This is a genomic window from Thermostichus sp. OS-CIW-32 (assembly GCF_054060415.1).
The window spans coordinates 1-19,866 of the sequence record NZ_JBSSDD010000019.1 but is presented as its reverse complement, the minus strand read 5'-3'; the positions used below and the strand labels follow the sequence as shown (position 1 = coordinate 19,866).

Here is a 19,866-nt window from a genome sequence, read left to right as displayed (position 1 = left end):
ACATGGCCGGCACTGCGTTTTTAAAGGGCGTCGGCTACGGTCGGCGCTATCCTTCCCTGCCCTGAAGGACGGGGCTTGCCGCGCCTTTTGGTCAATGGGATCCCTCTCCTCAGGGCACGACCAACACCGGGCAGGGGGCAAGATCGATCACGCGGTGGCTGACAGAGTTATTCTGCCCCTCTCCGGAGAGGGTGAGGCCGCGGCAGCCCATCACAATCAGGCTGATCTCCAGCTCGTCTGCCACATCACAGATGACAAAAGGTACCTTCCCCTCTCGATACTCACTCTTGACGTTGCTAAGGCCGATTTGATGCAGGCCAGACTCCGTTTGCTTGAGCAGGTTGTGGATGTTTTGCCGAGCTTGTTCCGCCCTCTCCGCGTCCAGCTCCGCGGCATCCAGTACAGAGAGCAAGTACACCTGACTTTTGTAGCGCTGCGCTATGTCTGCCACCAAGGGCAAGGCGTGGCTGGTCTCACGCGAGTTGTCGATGGGAAAGAGCAGCTTGTCGAACATAGTCGCGGATTCCGCGGTCAAGCCCATTCCTTATCCAAGTTGGGGGCTTGCCCTATTCTATCAATTTTACCGGGAGCTCAATGGCCTCATTCCACCCCTGCCCGTTTTCCTGTTGTCAGGGGCTCCACCTGGGCTGCTTCGCCCTAGCTGCAAACGGAGCTCCTCTGCTGTTTGGATGAGTAGCCATTCTATCATCCCGCGAAAGTCCAGCCGCCCTAAGCCATGCTGGGCTGAAGTTTACGCAATTCCTGCCAAAAATCCATTATTTTCAGATTGACCAAACTTGGAAAAGAATAATGAAAAAAGTGTCGCCCCCCAGGGCAAAACCACATTTGATCCCCTGGCTTTAGGTGGTTTCTCCACTTCTCGAGCGAAGCAGGATCCACAATGGGGTCATCCTTGCTGGCGCAAACCAACATCGGCACCGACACTTTCTGGGCTGGAATCGCTATCACCTGAAATAGGGAGTGAGGTATGGGAGAAGTATCCAAATCTTTAGCCAGAGCATAGGAGAGTGAGCGTGCTCGCCACTGTTCTGAAGTAGGTAGAAGGCTCTGGGCTATACGCACCAAGAGTTGTTCCCGACTCCAGCAAAAGATTTTTCGCTGCACATAGAAATGGGCATGCCAAGTGGTAGCAGGCCAACCTCCCACGGCCAGCAAGGTCAGAGACTGTACCCGCTGTGGGTAACGGCAGGCAAAAAGATAAGCGGCCACCCCGCTCAAGCCGTGGCCGATAAGATGAACGGGTCGATCCCAAGCTTTGAGATATTCGTATAGCAGCGTGATTACAGTCTCCAGGCTACAAGGCTCATCCTGGGTTTGGTGGTACTCCCAGTAGGCTATCCGAAAGCATTTCCCCAGGGATCCTAATAAAGGCTGATCAAAGAGCTTGAGACTGGGAGAAATGCCCAGATACAGGGCCTCAAAAGCGAGCGCAGAAGCGGAGCTTAAACTCATATTCGCTATTCCATCTCGACTGTTAAAACCATCAAGGCTGCTAGCCAAACAAAAGATCTACAAAGTCCAGTAGCCAGAAACCAACCGGCAAAGTGCGGTTGAACCATGCAATTGTGAACAGTGCAATTGCCATTGGAAAATGCGGCCCAAAGGATCCGAGCCGATCTGGATAGAGGAGAGGGGACAATACCCCTCTCCTTTCTGCAGATCCCCGAACCAGGGAGCCTCAAACCTCATTCACAGCCCAGGCAAAATCTGGGCCAACACGTCCGCACTGTTCAGGAGCATGTAGGCAAACAGGGCACCGCCAACGCCGCCCACCAGAAACCCTCCCGCCAACTGGCTCCAGCCGGCACGGGTGCGCAAGTTTTCGGGCAAGTCCTCCGATCCTGCCGGTACTCGCACCGGCTGAGGGGATCCCTGCGATTCCGCCATCAGTTGCACTCCCGGCGTCGGATAGGCCACCTCTCCATAGGGGGTGTTCACCACCGCCACCAGCCGCGAGCGCGGAAAAGAGACTCGTCCATAGATCGAAAGACAAACCGTTAGGATCAGCACCAGACCAATGGCCGCCAGCGTACCTGCCGTCAGGGCTTGCTCCGAATTCCGCAGCGGACTCAACTTGTAAAACGGCCCCACCAGGAAGTACCCATGGGCCATGCCGATCTCCAAACCGCGCAGGAAAGGCGACAAGCCCTCCCGGTAGATGGGCAGGTTTTGCAGCAGCAGCAGGGTGAGATCGCCCTGGTTTACCGGCGTGTCCAAGTTGCCCACCTGGGGATCTGTGGCTCGCACCCAGCCCCCGCGCTGGAAGTCAAAGCCGCTGGCCGCCGCCCGCGCCCGGATGGCATGCCAGATGTGCCCCGCCAAAAACAGGATCCCCAAGACAAAGTGGGCTGTAGCCAACCAGGTACGGCTGCTTACAATTCCCCTTTCGTCAGCGGCCAGCCCCAGCGGCCCGTAAAAAGCCGCAGGGTAGGCGATCTCATTGACGCTGACAAAATAGGCCGCCAAGATGCCCATGTAAGCCAGGGCCCCCAGGCTGTAGGAGAGGTAGGCTTCGCCCGAGTAGATCAAGACTTGCTTGGCCCAGGCAAAGGGGCGCGTGGCTATGTGCCACCATCCCCCCAGCACGCAGAGCAGGCCCACGTAGATGTGTCCCCCCACCAGGTCTTCCAGGTTGTCCACGGCGGCCATGCCCTGCTGACCCATCAGCGGCGTCAAGTAGGCGAAGATCCGCAGCGGATTGAGGGTGGGATCCGCAACGATCCGCACGCGGCCCAGGTTGGCATCGTACAGCCCTCCCCAAAAGAGAGCCTTGGCCACCAGCAGCCATGCACCCAGCCCCAGCAGCAGCAGGTGGATGCCGAGGATGGTGGTCATCTTGTCGTCATCTTCCCAGTCGTAGCCGAAAAACTCGGCAAAGGTTTTCCCCTTGCTCAGCACCTCCGGCCCCAAAAGGGCGTGGAAGATCCCTCCTGCCCCCAGCACTGCCGAGGCAATTAGGTGCAGAACGCCCACGACAAAAAAGGGATAGGGATCCGTAACCACCCCTTCTGCGTTGACGCCGATGCCCAAGCTGGCCAGATGGGGCAACAAAATCAGCCCCTGGCTGTACATAGGTTGATTTGGATCCCAGTGGGCCACCTCGAACAAGGTCATGCCGCCGGCCCACAGCATGATCAGCCCCGCATGGGCCACGTGGGCCCCCAGCAGCTTTCCGGATAGGTTGAGCAAACGAGCATTCCCTGCCAACCAACTGACCTGAGGGGATCCCTCAGCAGAAGTAGGCGATGAAGATAGAACTGCGCCGGTCATGACAAACTCCCACAGTATCAATGACAAGTTAAGAAGCCGGGTTTGAATTACAGATTGAAGAGCGTTTTTAGTTTAGCCGTCCACTCTTTAATTCGTTTTTCCGTCAGCTCTGGTTGGTTATCTTCGTCCAGAGCAAGGCCGACAAACTCACCGTCAACCACTCCCTTAGACTCGTTGAACTCGTAGCCTTCTGTAGGCCAGGAGCCGACATTTTTGCCGCCACGCTCGGCAATTTTTTCGGCCAGGATCCCCATGGCATCTTGAAAGTTGTCGGGATAGCCCAACTGATCCCCAACTCCAAAGTAGGCTACCGTCTTACCGGAAAAATCGATCTCATCCAAATTTGGGAAAAAACCATCCCAATCAGCCTGAAGCTCCCCAATATTCCAAGTTGGACAGCCGATGATTAAGTAGTCGTACTTCTCAAAGTCCTCAATGTTGGCCTCGGCAATGTCAATTAAATCTACATTGTCTTCGCCCAGCTCTTTTTGAATCATCTCGGCAGCTCTTTCGGTATTTCCGGTTTGAGTGCCGAAAAATAGACCTACTTTTGCCATTGCTCCTACCTCGAAACTGCAAGTGCAAAGCTCAAAATCAGATGGCTAGATTGCCGTTAGGCCTGCTGCGCTGCAAGTTCTACTCTGCCGGTACGGAAATTGAACCCTCGCGCTTTCAGGGCATGGAACAGGTGGCCCTGAAGGAAGAAAAAGGCCAGCCAAAAATGGGCATTGGCCAGCCAAACCCTAGATGTGAGAGCTCCCCCTTGCTCAAAGAAGGGATAGCGATCCAAGCCCACCTGCAGCAGCGGCCCATAGAAAACTTCGGGATAGACCACTGGGTTAACGGCAACGAAATAGGCGGCAATAAATCCCATCAAGGCCAAAGCTCCCAAGCTGTAGGAAAGATAAGCTTCCCCAGACCAGATAAAAATCCGTTCTGCCCAGGCAAAAGGCTTGGTCGCGATATGCCAAACCCCACCTGCCACCAGGAGCAAGCCCAGCCAGAGGTGGCCGCCCACCACGTCTTCTAAAGTGTCCACCCCGGCGATCCAGTGGCGCCCTTCTATGCCCAACAGGTGGCCAAAGGGGTTCCAGTTGGGAGACACCAGGCGCACCTCTCCTGCCACCGGGTCGAACAAGCCGCCAAACACCACTGCCTTGAGCACCAAAAGCCAGGCTCCCAATCCCAGCAGCACCAGGTGGATCCCTAGGATGGTGGTCATCTTGTTTTTGTCTTGCCAGTCGTAGCTAAACAGGGGAAAGGCTTTGGGATCCAGCACCGCCGGCCCGCGCAGGGCATGAAAAATGCCGCCAAACCCCAAAAAGGCAGAGCTGATGAGGTGGATCGCTCCCACCGCAAAGTAGATATCCGTATCCAGGACTTCCCCGCCGGATCCCACCCCCAGCCCCAAGCTGGCCAGGTGGGGCAAGAGAATCAGCCCCTGCTCATACATCGGTCGGCTGGGGTCAAACTTGGCCAACTCGATCAGGGTCATCGCCCCTGCCCAGAGAACGATCAGCCCGGCATGGGCCACATGCGCCCCCAGCAGCCGGCCAGAAAGATCGGTCAAACGGGCGTTGCCCGCCCACCACGGGATCTGTTGTTGCGAGCTAGATCCCCCTTCTTGCTTGAGTGTCGTCGCTGTCATCTCCGCTCCTCTTGCGTTTCTAAACAAGCTTTTCTAGGAAAAGGCCAGAGACCTTGCCCCAGGCCCGCCTCTGGCCGCACGGACACATCCTTTCGAGACACGTAACCAACTGTTGAGAGTAAATCTCAACAGCGAGCTGTGACCTACTCTAGGCTTCTTGCAAACAAATATCAATGTCTTTAGAGTTAAGTTTTGTTAAGAGTCGGACTTGTATCCGCCCATAGCCCCACCTGGGGAAGCTGCAGATGGAAGCTGGCCCGCAGAGGGACGAGCCGGGCGATCCGGTGGCAGCCGGTGATAAAAATCTCTCCCTTCTTAAGATTGAGTCGCAATAGCTGGATTACAATCAAGCCAAAGTTGGCCAAGTCGAGGGCAAAGGAGTCGGAGGAGATGTCGAGGTATCTGAAGCTGTGGACGGGGATAGGGCTTTATGTTCTGGTCAGCGGGGCCGCTTGCGGGGAAACCCAAAAGGATCCCTCGGCTGCGGGCGGCGGGGATCCACCGGCCCTGAGCCAGGCTTCGCCTCAGCAGGCAGCTCAAATGAACCCGGAGTGTCGGCCTATCCCGGTGGATGGCGGCGGCGAGGGTGGGGAAGAAGGGGCAGGCTCTCGCCGGCCAGCCGTTGTGCTCTCTCCTGAGCAGCGGTTTCAGGATCGGCAGATTTTGCTCGACTTTGCCGATCAGGTGGTGATCCCTGCCTATGAGCAGTTGGTCGCCGATACCCAGGCCCTGTCTCAGGCCATCCAGGCCTTCGTGCAAGATCCCAATGCCCAGACTTTGCAAGCGGCTCGCCAGGCTTGGTCTGTTGCCCGCATCACTTGGGAGGAGAGCGAGGCTTTTGCCTTTGGGCCGGCGGCTTATTTGGGGCTGGATGCGGATTTGGACGAATGGCCCCTGAACGAGGTGGAGGTGCTGGAAGTTCTCAACAGCGGCGATCCCCTCACTCCAGAGACCGTGGCCGAGTTGGAAAGCGGGCAAAAGGGATTTCATGCCGTGGCCTTCTTGCTCTTTGGCGTGGATAACAACAAGTCTTTGCAAGACTTTACCGAGCGGGATCGGGAGTACTTGGCTGCCCTTGGCCCAGTTTTGGCGGATACGGCGGCAAAGCTGCTCAAAAGCTGGACAGAGGGAGTGCAAGGGCTGCCTGCTTTTCGCGAAGAATGGGTAAAAGCCGGCGAGGGCAGCAAGAGTTATCTCACGCTGCAAGCTGCTGCTGAAGAAATAGCCCAAGGTATTCTCGGCATGTTGGACGAGCTGGGCAAGGTCAAAATTGGCGAAGCCTTCGCCCAGCAAAATCCTTTTCTGCTGGAAAGTCGCTTTGCCCACCATTCGCTGCCGGAGTTCCAGGCCAATGTGCGCAGCGTTCAGTATGCTTACTTGGGCGGATTTAGAGATAGAAAAGGTCGTGGCCTGAGCCAATTTGTCCGGGACATCAATCCCAATTTGGATAGTCAAATTCAGTCGGAGTTACAAGCAGCGGCGGCGGCTCTCCAGGGGATCCCTGCCCCTATCGAAAAAAGCCTTTGCGATGCCAATGCCCGTGGATCTATTACTGCCGCTATGGAAAAAATTGAAGACGCTTTCGACAGCTTTGCTCAGGAAGTTGTGCCGCTCCTGCAGTAGTAAGAAAGTCCCAAAAGAGCTGAGTTGCCGATATTTTGATAGCCGATGCGTCGTCTTCTCCAGATTTTCATGCTGGGATTGGCCTCTCTTTGGGCGGCGAGCTTTCTGGCTTTCCCCGCTGCCCCAGAGGGATCCCAGCCATTGCCCCCTCGAGCGGGTGGCGAAACAACCCTTTGGAACCGCACCTCAACAGCCTACGAGCAGCCGGCTCCCAACTTGGATCCCCGCTGGGCCAGGTTGCATGCCCTGGGGGACATCGCCTTTGAGGCTCGCTTCGTCACCGCTCCGGCGCCTGTTAACCCCGGCCTTGGGCCTCTGTTCAACAACAACTCCTGCGCCGGTTGTCATGTTAAAAACGGCCGAGGTTTTCCTGACAAGGGGCAGCGGGTCGTCAGAGTCAGCCAGGTTGGATCCCTGGATAGAAGCGGGGATCCCCAGCCTTTTGGATGGGAGGCCATTGCTCCTCATAGCAACACTCCCCCTGTGGCCGGCATCGGCACGCAGGTTCAAGAAAAGGCCGTTCGGGGCTATCGGCCAGAGGCCAAGGTGGAGTTGCACTGGGTAGAGCAGACCAGAGAGTACGCCGACGGAACTCCCTACAGGCTGCGTTCTCCTGTTGTAAAGCTGTTAACTCTGGAGGGATCGCCCATCGATCCTGTCCTCATCTCCCTGCGGATCCCCCAGCCGGTGTTTGGAGCGGGCCTACTGGAGGCCGTTCCCGCTTCTAGGATCCTGGCAGCAGCCGATCCTGACGACGCCGATGGGGATGGCATCTCTGGCCGCCCCAACTTGGTTTGGGATCAAGAGCAGCAGCGTCTGGTGCTGGGACGGTTTGGTTGGAAAGCCAATACCCCCAACCTCAGGCAACAAACTGCGGCCGCCTACGCCAACGACATGGGTGTCACGAATCCTCTTTTTCCGGCCGCGGATGGCAGCCAAGATATCGACGAGGCCACTCTCCAAGCGACAACCGTTTACGTGCAAACCCTGGCCGTGCCTGGCCGCGCCCTTTGGCAGGATCCCCAAGTTCAGCGAGGGGAAAAGCTCTTCGTCCAAGCCCAATGCGCCAAGTGTCACCGACCAGAGCTACAAACCGGCATTCATGAGATCCCTGCCCTGGCCAACCAAGTCATCCACCCCTACACCGATTTGCTGTTGCATGACATGGGCGAAGGACTAGCAGATGGCCGCGCTGACTTCGAGGCCACGGGCCGAGAATGGCGCACCCCCCCTTTGTGGGGCATCGGCTTGTCGCAGACAGTTCTGCCCTCCTCCGGCTATTTGCACGATGGCCGCGCCCGCAGCCTCGAGGAGGCCATTCTCTGGCATGGGGGAGAAGCTGAACGCTCCCGCGAGATCTTTAAAAATATGGCTGCTGAAGACAGAGAAGCCCTGCTCTATTTTCTTCGATCCCTCTAGAGCTCTGCCCATTTCCGCAGCAGGTTCGCGTAAACTTTGGAGATCAAATCAAAGTGGCGTGTCTTGCCCGATTCCTGAAACATCTGCTGCCGCACAGTCTGTAAATCAAAGAGGATCTCGCGTTCTTGCGGATCCCTAATTAGGCTTTGAACCCAACTGACGGCAGCATAGCGGATCCCACGGGTTACAGGCTCAACTCGGTGCAAGGTGGAAGCAGGATAGAGGATCAAAGCACCCGCCGGCAGCTTGTAGGCTTGCTCCCCCTCGCTACTCTCGATCTTCAGCTCACCGCCATCATAGTCTTCAGGGGCACTTAGAAATAGCGTAAAGGAAATATCCGTGCGCATCAGCTGATGCCGATCGAGCATCAGCGCATCGTCGGTATGAGTGCCATAGGACATTCCCGCTTCGTAGCAGCTAATTAAAATGGAATGAATGAGCTTGGGCCGGGCAGCCATCTGGAACAACAAATTACGCTCTAGAGCTGCCAAGATAATCTCCTCTATCTTCCGTTGCTGAAGGGATCCCTTTGGCATTTGCCTATTGTTTTTGACAAGCCTGGCATTCCAGCCTGCCGTCAGAGCACCATCCACAAATTCAGCATCGGCTATGAGGGACAGAATCTGTTGCAATTCTGCTAAACTAAGAACATCGCCAATACACAAGATCATTATCAACCTCTAAAAAGCAAAATACATGACACCTTCTACACTAGCAAAACAAGCCTTATGAAAATCATGCCTACTTCGAGCATCCCTCGGAAACCTTAAGCATCTAGCAGAGAAAGTAGAGATCTTTTGCCCTATGCAGCCACCTTCTGGTATTCGACAAAAAGAGCTCTGCGAGCTATTGGGCTTAGACTACAAGGCTGTTGCCACCGAGGCAAAGCGTCTGGGCTTGAGCACACATGCCTATCTGCAACAGAAAACAGGTTGGATCCTGAAGGATGAACTCTATTATCCGCCCGGCACTACCTTTGACAAGTCAGCAGATGGCGAGTCAGTAGGATCGTCCCCTACCCCCTCAGAGGATTTGTCCTCTAGCAGCAAAATCAATTCCAGAAAAAGGAAAGACATCCTCTCACTGCTGTTGTTGCTTGTTGTCCTGTTAGCTGCCATCTTGCTGGCCCGTCGCTTAGATCCAGAGGCAACTCGAGAATTTATAGCAAAACTAGGCCCCTGGGCACCCCTTGCCCTGATTGGATTACGCTCCCTGAGTATTATTATTCCTGCCATACCCAGCACCCTTTACTCCATCTTGGCAGGAGCCCTCTTTGGATTTGGATCGGGAATCCTTTACATTGCAATTGCTGATTTTATCTCTTGTACACTTAACTTCTACCTAGCCAGAAAGTTTGGTAGAGACCTAGTACAGCGAGTAGTTGGGCGACAATGGATGTACAAAGTCGATGCCCTTTCAGCTAACTATCTGGAAAACAATATTTTTCTTACAGCTGGTTTTTTAATGACGGGCCTATTCGACTTTGTCGCCTACGCCGCCGGCCTAACCCAAATAAAATGGCAGAACTTTCTTCTCGCCCTAGCTTTGGGCATTGCCGTCTCTACACCCCCAGTAGTGGCTCTGGGGGCAGGGATCCTAGAGCAGGGAAGGTGGCTGCTGGGCTTTGCTTTGCTGGGAATGTTTGCTTTGGCGATGTTAAGCGGCTGGCTGAGTAAAAGGCGGCGTTCTTAACTTGCCTTTGATAAAGTCAGAACAAAAGCAAGGTCAGCAGTGGCTTCTAACTCATGGGGAACATTTGCCGAAATTAAGACAAATATGCCCGGAGATAGAGAGATCTTCTCACCTGCAAGGGTTAAGACTCCAGTTCCTTCAATGACGTGGAGAGTAGCGTCCCTTGTGGAGGTATGCTCGGAAATACTTGTGCCTCCCGCCATACAGAAAAGAGTATGTTGGCAGACTTCACTTTTCCAAATGATCTTGCTGAGAACTCCTTCCACAGAATAAGCAATGTGATCTTTGAGCTGCAAAAAAGGTGACTCAGGGGAGACAAGAGACATCATTAAGCCTCCTTCTTGGCAATCAGTATGATGTAGCCTAGGTTATTTCGATATCGGCTAAAGATTTGCTTCATAGATAAGATCCGCTGCCGGATTACAGGACGTGTAAGCACATTCCACACCATAGTTAAGAGCGTCGGCAATCCTTCCTCTGTAGCAATAGCAACGGGATTGAGCAAAGTTAAGGGGCCGGTGGCATACTGGACAACCGTAAGATTTGCTTGCTGAACAGTTGCAAGCCAGCTGTCAGTAGATAAAGGATTGGCATTGACATGGATTACGGAGGATAACTCCTTGCGGATAGCGTCGCTGTTGGATCCCTCAACTCGCAGCTCATGGCTGAGGAACTTACCCCCTGGCTTGAGGCAATTGTAAATCCCTGACAAAATCTTAGATTTTCCTGCATCGGACTGCATTGTTAAAATAGCTTCCGCCAAGACATAGTCAAATTTCTGATCGATTTGATCTAGGTGAAAGATATCGCCCTCGAGGATCTCAACTTGGCCGGCTAGCCCTGCTGCAGAAACATTAGCGCGAGTGCGAGCAATGTTATCTGGATTTTTCTCAATGCCGGTAACATGTATGCCATAGCGCTTTGCCAATCGAATAGCCGTGTAGCCAAGGCCTGAGGCAAGTTCCAGCACAGTTTCTCCTCGACGGAACTCGGCAAACTTGAAGAGCCGTTCGGTAGCGCCAAAGCCCCCCGGTCGAAGTGCCTTTTTACCTGCCGCAGCCAGTACCTGGTGTCCAGGTGCATTTTTTGAGTCCAGCTTAGACATAGGTAACTCCAAAAAAGATACAGCCTTTTAATTTAAAATAGGGTACAGGTATTCAAGAGGAAGGAGAGAAAGGAATGCCGACTCATTCTTTGGATTTGCGGCAAAGAGTTGTAGCAGCCTATCAGGCAGGTAACACCTCCATCCGCCAGGTAGCTAAACGCTTCATGGTTACCAAAAGAACAGTACACCGCTGGGTGCGACAGTACCAACAAACTCAAGATTTAGCCCCTAAGAAAGCAGGCACCAAGCGAGTGGGCATTTTGGAACAACATCGGCAGGAAGTGATGGCAATTATTACAGAACACCCAGACTTCTACCTGTGGCAGTATCAAGAACTGTTGCGCGAGCGCTTAGGAATCAATGTAAGCATCGTCACGATACATAATTTCTTGAAAAAGCAAGGAATGACTCTAAAAAAAAGACCTACCGCAGTGCAAAAGTCAAAGAAGAGGAGGTGCAAAGGGAACGACTAGCTTATAGTCAAGAAGTCAGGAATATTCCAGCGGAGGATTTGATTGCCATCGACCAGACGGGAGTCTGGGAGGGAATGGAGCGGAGAGTATCTCGGAGTTTACGTGGTCAAATGGCTTATCATTATCGTCAGAGATACAAGGGTGAAAAGTATACGGTTATTGGAGCTATTTCCTTGAGAGGTGTAGTTGGCTGTCGTGTCATCAAGGGTGGGATGAAGAAAGGAGACTTTTTGGAGTTTTTGAGAAGCGAGCTATGTCCGAAGCTAGATGCGAGGAAGGATTTAAATATCCACAAGAGTCGGGAAGTTGAGGAATTGATTAGGGGGACAGGAGCACGAATCCTATACCTGCCTGTGTATGCGCCGGAGTTGAATCCCATTGAGATGATGTGGTCGGTGTTGAAGCATTTTATTCGGCAGCTTTGCAGAATTGGGAAATATAGCATGGAGCAGATAGTGAAGACTTCTTTACTACTGATCAATCCATCCTCCTTCCGAAGTTGGTTTGCTAAGTGCTGCTATTGTACCCCTTGAGTCCTTAACAGGCTGTACCCTGTGGCCATCTGTTTTGAGCTTGGCTGTGAGCACCTCATCACCTTCTATAATGAGAGATGCCCACAGCCGCAAAGAAAAACTTATTTTTCTCAGCTATTCGAAAAATCGAATATTAGAGAAGAGGAAAAGTTGAGGGGATGAACTTTTTTGGCCATCCTGCTCTTCCCAAATTCTTCTCTCAACCAGAATCCAATACCGACCTATTTTTTGATAACGATCTTCGTAGATCATCTTTGCTTGAGTTTTTTCTCCAGTTCCTGGGCTACAATACTCAGCAGTGTAGTGAGTGGGTAGGTAGCCCTCACCTGTATCGTAAAACTCTTGAACTGAGACTGTAATTGTCCGATTGGCAAGATGGCGATGTACCATTTGAATGTGCTTGCCCTGAACCCAGTACCTATCGGTAGAAGATAAGCCCGAAACAAGAACTTCAGTGATGTCTGAATTTTGTGGCTCTCCATAGGCAAAGGTGTGGCCACCGTGTTCCTCGTCGAAGGAATGACGAACGCGATGCACCATGACTTCCCACATCTGTTCCCGTATTTTCTGGCGGATCTCCTCGTCCTCGACGCCGGCAACATCGATCTTCATGTTGCGGTCAATACTCACAACTCCTGAGAAGGAGAGGCTGCTGTCACCTTCTTTGGGAAAGTAGGTTATCTCAGCTCGGTAGCCAGGAAAGTCTTTGTCCCAGGTGTAGCGATTCTCAAAAGCCTCCTTGAATAGCTCTCGGGCCGGAGCTTGCTGTGCTGCCATAATCTCCTCCTTAATGAGAAATTTTACTATTTAAATCCTAGTAGAGGCTGATGGCTGGCCTTGGGATTTTAAGGTTTCCTTATGACTGGCCACCCGCTCAGCTCTCTTGTTCTCGAAGTTTCTCGAAGTTCTTGGCGGTTACCGATGGGCAGGAAGGCGGAACCTCAATCCTTCACTTGGCCTGAGGGGAGCCTTGAAGTTAATGAAAACCATTGGCAAGGCGCTGTCCACTGGCAACAGAGGGAGAGAGCTAAGCTAAAGCTCGGCGCTGTTGGCCTTTTGGCGACAAGCTGGCAGGAAGAGAGTCTGCTTTCTCAACTCACTCCATGTCCAAAATCCAACCCCTGAACCCAGAGCGGATCGCCCAGATGGCCGCGGGAGAGGTGATCGACTCGCTGGGGGCTGCTCTGCGAGAATTGCTGGAAAATGCCCTCGATGCTCAGGCCACCCGCATTCAGGTGGAGATCTGGCCCAGCCGCTGGCAGGTGCGGGTGGCCGATAACGGCCAAGGGATCCCCGCTTCGGAGCTGGAGCAGGTGGCCCGTCGCCACACCACCAGCAAGTTGGACGGTTGCAGCCTGGGGTTTCGGGGCGAAGCCTTGCACAGCCTGGCCCGGCTGGGATCCCTGGCTATCCAAACCCGCCACGTTTCTGATGCTCACGGCTGGCTGGCCGCCTACGACCGACAGGGGGAGCTGATCCACAAGCAGCCGGCAGCCACTGCCTTGGGAACGGTGGTCACGGTTGCGGATTTGTTTGCCGACTGGCCTCTGCGCCGTCGGGCCTTGCCCCAAACTCGCCCGCTCCTGACCCTGGTGCAAAATGCGGCCCTAGCCCATCCCTGGGTCAGTTGGCAGGTGCATCAGGAAGGGCAATTGCTGCTCAGCCTCTGGCCGGGAAAATCTCTGCAAGATCTGCTGCTGCAGGTGTTGCCGCAGGTGGATCCCACGGATCTGCGCTATCGGCGGATCCAGGATGGGGATAGCGATTGGGAAGTGGTGCTGGGCCTGCCGGATCGCCTGCATCGCCCCCACCCCGATTGGATCCGTGTGGCCGTAAACGGACGGTTTGTGCAGATGCCCGACTGGCAACGGCTGATCCAGTCGGTTTTTCACCACGCGTTGCCTCGCCACCGTCATCCACTGGTGGTTGTTCACCTGCGCCTGCCCCCAGAGCAGGTGGATTGGAACCGTCATCCTGCCAAAAGCGAGCTCTACCTGGAGAATCTGACGGCCCGCCAGGAGCAGTTGCGCCAACACCTGCACTCCCTTCTGCAATCGGGATCCGAGCAGGCCAGCCGCCGCTCTGTGCATCTGATCCGGGCCAGCGAGGCCAAGGTGGTCTATCGAGTCTCGCCCGATCTCCAGAGCCGTTTTCCTCCCTCTGACCGCCCAACTTCTCTCCTGCCCCCCCTCAAGGCGCTGGCCCAACTGCATCGGACCTACATCTTGGCAGAGCACCCCCAGGGGCTATGGCTGGTGGAGCAGCACCTGGCCCACGAGCGAGTTCGCTATGAGTACATCCGGCAGCATTGGCAACTGGTAGCACCGGCGACGCCCATAACGCTGCAAGGACTATCGCCCCAAGCCCTGGAGCGGTTGGAGCAGTTGGGGCTGGAGCCAGAACCCTTTGGCCCCAATACCCATCTCATTCGACGCATCCCTCTGGCTTTAGGGTCGGAAGATCCGGAAGAGGTACAGGGATCCCTGCTAGAGCTCAGCCGTTGTCAAGATGTGCAGGCAGCCCAGGTGGCGGTGGCCTGTCGAGGGGCCTTGCGCAATGGGATCCCGCTGACCTTGGAGCAGATGCAAAAGCTGTTGGAAGCTTGGCAGCGCACCGCCAATCCCCACACTTGCCCTCATGGTCGCCCGGTCTACCTGGCCCTGGCAGAAAAAGATCTGGCCCGTTACTTCCGCCGCCGTTGGGGCCTCTGCGACCAGCCTATCTCCGACTCCAAACTGGGATCCCTATGGGAGCTGGATCCGCTGGGAGACAGGTTTGCCGCCCAGGTGCGCTCTTCTGCGTCGGATCCCACGGACGAGCCCAGCTCCACCCCACTATAATCGGGGGTGTCCAACTGCTGAAACCCCTGAAACTCCATGGCTTCTTATCTCAAACTCAAAGCCCAAGAAGAGACCTGGCTGCAGCGCCATTCCCGTCTGATCTTGGCGATCTTGGCCAGCCTGGGATCCCTATTGACGGCCTATCTCACCTACACCAAGCTGACCGATCAACCTGCCGCTTTCTGCACGGGGGATGGGGGGTGTGACTTGGTGCTCTCCAGCCGTTGGGCAGAGTTTTTGGGGATCCCGACAGCGGCTGTTGGCCTGCTGGGGTTTCTGGGAGTCTTGGCGCTGGCGGTGCTGCCGGATGGGCTCCCATTGGTGAAGCGGTGGCGCTGGCCGGCCCTGTTTGGCTTGGTTTCCGCCATGACCGCCTTTGAGATGTACATGCTTTACCTGATGGTGGCAGTGCTACGGCAATTCTGCATGTACTGCACCACCGCGATCATCTTGGTGGCAGGGCTATGGCTGGTGACCATGCTGGGCCACCGCTGGCTGGATGGGGGCAAGCTGGCCTTCAGCTACATTCTGGTGGCCTTTCTCACGTTGGTGACCACGATTGGGGTGTACGCCAACCAAGTTCCCCCGCCTAGCCCCCTGGCGGTAGGGTTAGCAGCCCACCTGCGGCAGATCGGCGGCACTATGTACGGGGCCTATTGGTGCCCCCATTGTCAAGAACAAAAGGAGCTGTTCGGATCGGCTTTTGAGCAAGTGCCCTACGTGGAGTGCTCCCCCAACGGCCCCGGCACTCCACAGGCTCGAGAATGTACAGAAGCGGGGATCACCAGCTATCCCACCTGGATCATCAATGGCCGCACCTACACAGGCGTTCGCTCTCTGGAAGCCTTGGCAGTGGCCTCTGGCTATCCGCTGGAAGAGGGCAGATAAACCTCTGGGGTTGGGGTGAGGATGTGAACTCGGTTGCGCCCTGCCTGCTTGGCCTGGTAGAGCGCGCTATCCGCCTGCTGCAAGGCGGTTTCCGGTTCTGGGCAGTAGTCTTCGCTGAGCACGACCCCACCGATGCTGATGGTAACAGGCAGGCTGCGCTTGGGGGAGATGTCAATGGGCCGTTTGGCGATAGCCTGCCGCAGAGACTCTGCGTAGCGACCGCAGCGGGGGGGGCTAAGCCCGGGCGTAACGCAAACAAATTCTTCTCCACCGTAGCGGTAGAGCAGGCTGGAAGGCCGCAGTTGATTTTGCAGCCGCCCGACGATGGCCTGCAGCACACAGTCGCCGATGTAGTGGCCGTAGCTGTCGTTGACCTGCTTGAAATGATCCACATCCATCATCAGCAGGCAGAGATAGCGGTAGCGAGCCTCCCCGCGGGGCCCCACCTGCTTGAGCAAATGGGGCAGCGCCTGATCCAGAGCTCGCCGGTTCAACGCCCCGGTCAAGGGATCCGTCAAAGACAAAGACTCCAACAACTCATTGCGGGCTCGCAACTGCCGGTTGGCCTGGGCCAAAGCTTGGGTGAGCCGCTGGAGGCGCAGCCCTGCCCGCACCCGCGCTCGCAGCTCCTCGGGATCGACCGGCTTGGTGATGAATTCATCCGCCCCCGCATCCAGCCCCTCTACCCGAGCCTCAACTTCAGAACGGGACGTGAGCAAAATGAAATAGACAAACTGCCCTGCGGCGGATCCCCTGAGACGGCGACAGAACTCTACCCCCGATATCTCAGGCATGACCCAATCGCAGATCACCATGTCGGGCCACTCGTTCTCTTCCAAGCTTTGCAAGGGATCCCAAGCTGCTCGGGCGCTTTCCCAGCTTTCCACGTAGTACTGAGAGCCTTTGAGAGCATCGACAATATAGCGACGGACTACTGGGTCATCATCGACAACCCAAATGCGGGGAGTCCGAGCCGGAACAGAGCTCCAAAAGGCTTCTTCTGCTGAACCAGAAGGGTGGTACGCAGAATCCAAGCCCTCCAGATCAAGGGATGGCATAGCTAAAGAGGAATCGCCCATTGTAGTCGGATCCCAATCTTAGCGCCAACAGCTAGTTGGAACCAGAACCGGGAGCGGCCAGACAAGCATGGTTGGAGGCCCGCTCGCGGATCCCAAGGTGCAGTGCTTCCACAAACTGCCGCACCCGAATCGGGTCGATCATGGGAAAGGGATCCGAATAGCCTGCCGGCATGCCTGCGGAACGGGAAGACCGCTTCAGAGAACTGGCCACAATTACTCCATCTGCCCGCCGGATCAGGCTGCCGATGTTTTCAGCAGTAGCCCCCGAGCCGATGAGCAGCGGCACCTGAGGAGCAACTTTGCGGGCCAGCTCCAGCTCCTCGAGCAGGGGTGGCTTGCCGGTGGCCCAGCCGGAAAGGATGATGGCATCGGCCAGGCCACGTTCCACCGTGTCGGTGATGGCCGCATCCAGACTGATGGGACCTAGGGGTTGGGCGTGTTTCACCAGCACATCGGCGAAAATCTTGATGTTAGCCCCCAGCTCCCGGCGATAGCGCAGCAGGCGGTAGGCATTCCCCTCGATAATGCCTTGGTCGGTCACCATCGCCCCGCAGAGCACATTCACCCGGATGAACTGCGCCCCCACGCAGGCGGCAATTGCCAGAGCACTGCAGCCATCGTTGCGCAAGACGTTGATCCCGACCGGCAGCGAGACCAAGGTTTTCAGCCGCTGGACGATGACGGTCATGGCGCTGACCACCGCTGCGTCCACCCGATCCTTGGCAAAGGGGGCATCGTAAAAGTTCTCGACGAGGATCCCATCTACTCCCCCTGCAGCCAGGGCGGTAGCCGCCTGTTCTGCCTGAGCGATCACCCATTCCAAGTCCCCCCCCCAACGGGGTGAGGTGGGCAGCGGCAACAAATGAACCACCCCAATGACCGGATGGGGGGTTTTGAAGAGGTGTTGCAGCAGGTTCACCGGCAAGCTTCCTCAGGGATCCCTAACGATCTTACGCCTGGATCTGACCCACAGGGGTATTCTCTGGGGGAAGTGTAACATCAGGGCTGGGGGGAGAAGAGCGGGCTAGGCCTCGGAGCAATTGCGGCACCATCCCCGGCCCTTCGTAAACCCAGCCGGTGTAGACCTGCAGCAGGCTGGCTCCCGCTTCCAGTTTCTCCAAGGCGTCGGCCAAGGTGAAGATGCCCCCCACTCCGATGATGGGCAATTTTCCTTGGGTGGAGCGGTGGATGTAGCGGATGACTTGGGTGGAACGCTCCCGCAAGGGGGCACCGCTGATCCCGCCGGCTTCTGCAAGGATTGGCCTAGACTCCGCTGGTGCGAAGGGGATCCCGCGGCCAGGCAGGAAACGGGTTTTCAGGTTATCGCGGCGGAGGGTGGTGTTGGTGGCCACGATCCCGGCCAGTTGATGGTCTTGGGCCAGCTCCAGGATGCTGTCAATGTCGGGCCAGTCCAGATCGGGAGCGATCTTCACCAGGAGGGGTTTTCGCTTCTGATTTTCCTGCTGTAAGGCAGATAGGATGGGCTCCAGTTGCTCAGCAGCCTGCAGGGATCGCAGCCCCGGCGTGTTGGGGGAGCTGACGTTGACCACAAAGTAGTCCCCCAGCTCCTGGAGCAGCCGGAAGCTGGCCAGGTAATCGGCAGCTGCTTCTTCCAGGGGGGTGATTTTGGCTTTGCCCAGGTTAATTCCAATGGGGATGGGACGTTGCTGTAGCCGGCGCAACCGTTCCGCCAGAGCCGCCGCCCCTTGATTGTTAAAGCCCATGCGATTGAGGGCAGCGCGATCTTGGGGCAGTTGAAACAGGCGAGGTTTGGGGTTGCCCGGTTGGGGCTGAGGAGTGACGGTGCCCACCTCTACAAAACCAAACCCCAGGCTGGGCCAGACGCCCAGAGCCAGGCCATCTTTGTCGAAGCCCGCAGCCAATCCAAGGGGATTGGGAAAGGTAAGGCCCCACAGCGACACCGATAGCCGGGGATCCCGGTAGCAAAACAGTCGCTCCAGAGCCGATAGGATCCCGGTGGCCTGGGTGGTATCGATCCAGTGCAAGGCGCGCAGCAGGGCCATCTTGACCGTTTCTGGATCAGCTCTCAGCCCAGAAAAAAGAAGAGGCCACAGCACATCTCGGTACAGGTTCACCGCAAAGACCCTCTACAGGTAAACTGCCCCTTGGCTGTAGCTTGCTTCCGCGTCGCAAAAATCGGTGAGCAACTGATGGACTCCGGGCTCACTGCCAGCTAAGGGATATCCCATTGCAGCACTCAACGGTAACCTCTCTGGGCTTGCTCTTTGCCGGAGATGGAGTCCCTTTGCCGCTCAAGGCTGGCTCCCCAAACTGCCCCCAAGAGTAAGGTTACCAGCAGGTGAATGCGGCCATCCAACATCACCACGTCCAAAAGCCCTGAGGCAAAAAATGCCGTCAAGGCCAGCAGCATCCCCAGCAGGACACTTTCTTGCGAGCGCCGCCAAGCTTGCCATCCCCGCGCCAAAATCCAGCCCCACAGGATCAGATGGCCCAGCAACAGCGGGATCCCACCCTCAGCCGCCAGGTGCAAGTACAAATTGTGGCAATGGCCCAGCAGCTCCGGCGGCTCCTGAGCATTATAAAGGGCGGCAAAGCTCTGCCAGCCCCAGCCCGTCAAAGGCCGCTCTCGCGCCATCTGCAGGGCGAATTGCCAAGCATCCAGCCGGTTGGCGGTGGAACTAAAGTAGAGCGCTTGAGGATCGAAGGTGTCTGCCAGACGGCTCCAAATCAATCGGGGCACTACGGCCCGCCAGCCCGGCCAATCCCAAGCAGCGGCCAAACCGGCCAATCCCAGACCGGCCAAGATCCCGATCCCCCACCAACAGCGCCGCAGGGCCAGCCCCATCATCAGCGCCAGCCCCCCCACTCCCCAGCCGTTGCGAGAGGCTGTCAGCAGCAACAAGAGGGATCCCAGCCCCAACACAGCTCCCAGCCCTACCACCCTCGGCCAGTCTTTGTCGGCCTGATCCAGCCACAGCCCTGCTGCCAAGCACAGGTGGATCACCAGGTAGATGGCCAGCGTATTGGGGGAAGTGAAGGCTGCCGCCGGTCGCTCTCCCCCGGCAACCCCCGTAATCCAAACCGGCCCCCAGAAGAAGTGCCCCTGCCATCCCCACAGCACTTCTCCCCAACCCAAAAGCAGCATCAGCCCGCTGCCCAGCACCAACACCTGGGCCAACCGCCGACGGCCCACAGGACAGGACTCCGTCCCGCTGACGCGAAAGGACTCCGTCCCGCTGACGCGAAAGGACTCCGTCCCGCTGACGCGAAAGGACTCCGTCCCGCTGACGCGA

At 56.3% G+C, this 19,866-nt stretch carries 19 protein-coding genes; 6 read left to right on the top strand and 13 right to left on the bottom strand.

The window, feature by feature from the left end:
• Nucleotides 1-109: 109 nt before the first annotated feature.
• The 5 genes from ACVWY8_RS13300 to ACVWY8_RS13280 all read right to left on the bottom strand — a co-directional run bounded on the left by ACVWY8_RS13300 (nt 110) and on the right by ACVWY8_RS13280 (nt 4,939).
• A complete protein-coding gene (locus ACVWY8_RS13300) occupies nt 110-514 on the bottom strand; it encodes a universal stress protein (protein WP_457395546.1) in 405 nt (134 codons plus the stop codon).
• Nucleotides 515-729: 215 nt separating this feature from the next.
• On the bottom strand, nt 730-1,473 hold the full coding sequence (locus tag ACVWY8_RS13295; protein ID WP_414357692.1) for an alpha/beta fold hydrolase: 744 nt from the start codon (nt 1,471-1,473) through the stop codon (nt 730-732).
• Between the two features lie 237 nt (nt 1,474-1,710).
• Nucleotides 1,711-3,291, bottom strand: coding sequence for a chlorophyll a/b binding light-harvesting protein (locus ACVWY8_RS13290; RefSeq protein WP_414374509.1), 1,581 nt, complete (start codon nt 3,289-3,291; stop codon nt 1,711-1,713).
• A gap of 47 nt (nt 3,292-3,338) precedes the next feature.
• The gene (gene fldA, locus ACVWY8_RS13285; protein ID WP_457395548.1) at nt 3,339-3,848 is read right to left on the bottom strand and encodes a flavodoxin FldA; all 510 of its coding nucleotides are present in this window, start codon (nt 3,846-3,848) and stop codon (nt 3,339-3,341) included.
• Between the two features lie 56 nt (nt 3,849-3,904).
• The gene (locus tag ACVWY8_RS13280) at nt 3,905-4,939 is read right to left on the bottom strand and encodes a chlorophyll a/b binding light-harvesting protein (protein WP_011431394.1); all 1,035 of its coding nucleotides are present in this window, start codon (nt 4,937-4,939) and stop codon (nt 3,905-3,907) included.
• Between the two features lie 390 nt (nt 4,940-5,329).
• Between ACVWY8_RS13280 and ACVWY8_RS13275 the strand changes: the two genes are divergently transcribed.
• Nucleotides 5,330-6,562, top strand: a complete 1,233-nt coding sequence (locus ACVWY8_RS13275; protein WP_011433843.1) for an imelysin family protein — start codon at nt 5,330-5,332, stop codon at nt 6,560-6,562.
• Between the two features lie 45 nt (nt 6,563-6,607).
• Nucleotides 6,608-7,981 (top strand): di-heme oxidoreductase family protein, encoded by a 1,374-nt coding sequence (locus ACVWY8_RS13270; RefSeq protein WP_011433844.1) that lies wholly within the window; start codon nt 6,608-6,610, stop codon nt 7,979-7,981.
• Here the strand turns inward: ACVWY8_RS13270 and ACVWY8_RS13265 are convergent.
• Nucleotides 7,978-8,652 carry a Fe2+-dependent dioxygenase gene (locus ACVWY8_RS13265; RefSeq protein ID WP_011431398.1) on the bottom strand — a complete coding sequence of 225 codons (675 nt, stop codon included), beginning with the start codon at nt 8,650-8,652 and terminating at the stop codon, nt 7,978-7,980. The two genes, ACVWY8_RS13270 and ACVWY8_RS13265, sit on opposite strands and share 4 nt — an antisense overlap.
• A gap of 133 nt (nt 8,653-8,785) precedes the next feature.
• On the opposite strand from ACVWY8_RS13265, the gene ACVWY8_RS13260 reads away from it, so the two are divergent.
• Nucleotides 8,786-9,673 carry a TVP38/TMEM64 family protein gene (locus ACVWY8_RS13260; RefSeq protein WP_228375352.1) on the top strand — a complete coding sequence of 296 codons (888 nt, stop codon included), beginning with the start codon at nt 8,786-8,788 and terminating at the stop codon, nt 9,671-9,673.
• On the opposite strand, the gene ACVWY8_RS13255 is transcribed toward ACVWY8_RS13260, so the two are convergent.
• Both ACVWY8_RS13255 and ACVWY8_RS13250 read right to left on the bottom strand, forming a co-directional pair.
• A complete protein-coding gene (locus ACVWY8_RS13255; RefSeq protein WP_011433845.1) occupies nt 9,670-10,002 on the bottom strand; it encodes a cupin domain-containing protein in 333 nt (110 codons plus the stop codon). The two genes, ACVWY8_RS13260 and ACVWY8_RS13255, sit on opposite strands and share 4 nt — an antisense overlap.
• The gene (locus ACVWY8_RS13250; RefSeq protein ID WP_414358094.1) at nt 10,002-10,778 is read right to left on the bottom strand and encodes an SAM-dependent methyltransferase; all 777 of its coding nucleotides are present in this window, start codon (nt 10,776-10,778) and stop codon (nt 10,002-10,004) included. Before ACVWY8_RS13250 ends, ACVWY8_RS13255 begins: the two co-directional genes overlap by 1 nt.
• A gap of 74 nt (nt 10,779-10,852) precedes the next feature.
• Here ACVWY8_RS13250 and ACVWY8_RS13245 point away from each other — a divergent pair.
• A protein-coding gene (locus ACVWY8_RS13245; RefSeq protein ID WP_414381552.1) for an IS630 family transposase occupies nt 10,853-11,784 on the top strand; the annotation gives its coding sequence in 2 pieces (ribosomal slippage) (nt 10,853-11,189 and nt 11,189-11,784; 933 coding nt in all).
• 114 nt (nt 11,785-11,898) lie between these two features.
• On the opposite strand, the gene ACVWY8_RS13240 is transcribed toward ACVWY8_RS13245, so the two are convergent.
• Nucleotides 11,899-12,561, bottom strand: a complete 663-nt coding sequence (locus ACVWY8_RS13240; protein WP_011431401.1) for a DUF3386 domain-containing protein — start codon at nt 12,559-12,561, stop codon at nt 11,899-11,901.
• A gap of 326 nt (nt 12,562-12,887) precedes the next feature.
• Between ACVWY8_RS13240 and mutL the strand changes: the two genes are divergently transcribed.
• Nucleotides 12,888-14,624, top strand: a complete 1,737-nt coding sequence (gene mutL / locus ACVWY8_RS13235; RefSeq protein ID WP_457395551.1) for a DNA mismatch repair endonuclease MutL — start codon at nt 12,888-12,890, stop codon at nt 14,622-14,624.
• A gap of 36 nt (nt 14,625-14,660) precedes the next feature.
• Entirely contained in the window at nt 14,661-15,512 is an 852-nt protein-coding gene (locus tag ACVWY8_RS13230; protein ID WP_457395554.1) for a vitamin K epoxide reductase family protein, read from the top strand.
• Here the strand turns inward: ACVWY8_RS13230 and ACVWY8_RS13225 are convergent.
• The 4 genes from ACVWY8_RS13225 to ACVWY8_RS13210 form a co-directional block, all read right to left on the bottom strand.
• Nucleotides 15,488-16,546 (bottom strand): diguanylate cyclase, encoded by a 1,059-nt coding sequence (locus ACVWY8_RS13225; protein WP_457397184.1) that lies wholly within the window; start codon nt 16,544-16,546, stop codon nt 15,488-15,490. The genes ACVWY8_RS13230 and ACVWY8_RS13225 overlap by 25 nt on opposite strands.
• 76 nt (nt 16,547-16,622) lie before the next feature.
• A complete protein-coding gene (gene btpA / locus ACVWY8_RS13220) occupies nt 16,623-17,510 on the bottom strand; it encodes a photosystem I biogenesis protein BtpA (RefSeq protein WP_457395559.1) in 888 nt (295 codons plus the stop codon).
• A gap of 31 nt (nt 17,511-17,541) precedes the next feature.
• Nucleotides 17,542-18,687, bottom strand: coding sequence for a quinone-dependent dihydroorotate dehydrogenase (locus ACVWY8_RS13215; RefSeq protein ID WP_457395561.1), 1,146 nt, complete (start codon nt 18,685-18,687; stop codon nt 17,542-17,544).
• A gap of 122 nt (nt 18,688-18,809) precedes the next feature.
• Nucleotides 18,810-19,866, bottom strand: a 1,057-nt coding sequence (locus tag ACVWY8_RS13210) for an O-antigen ligase family protein (RefSeq protein WP_457395564.1), incomplete at its 5' end; no start/stop codon positions are given.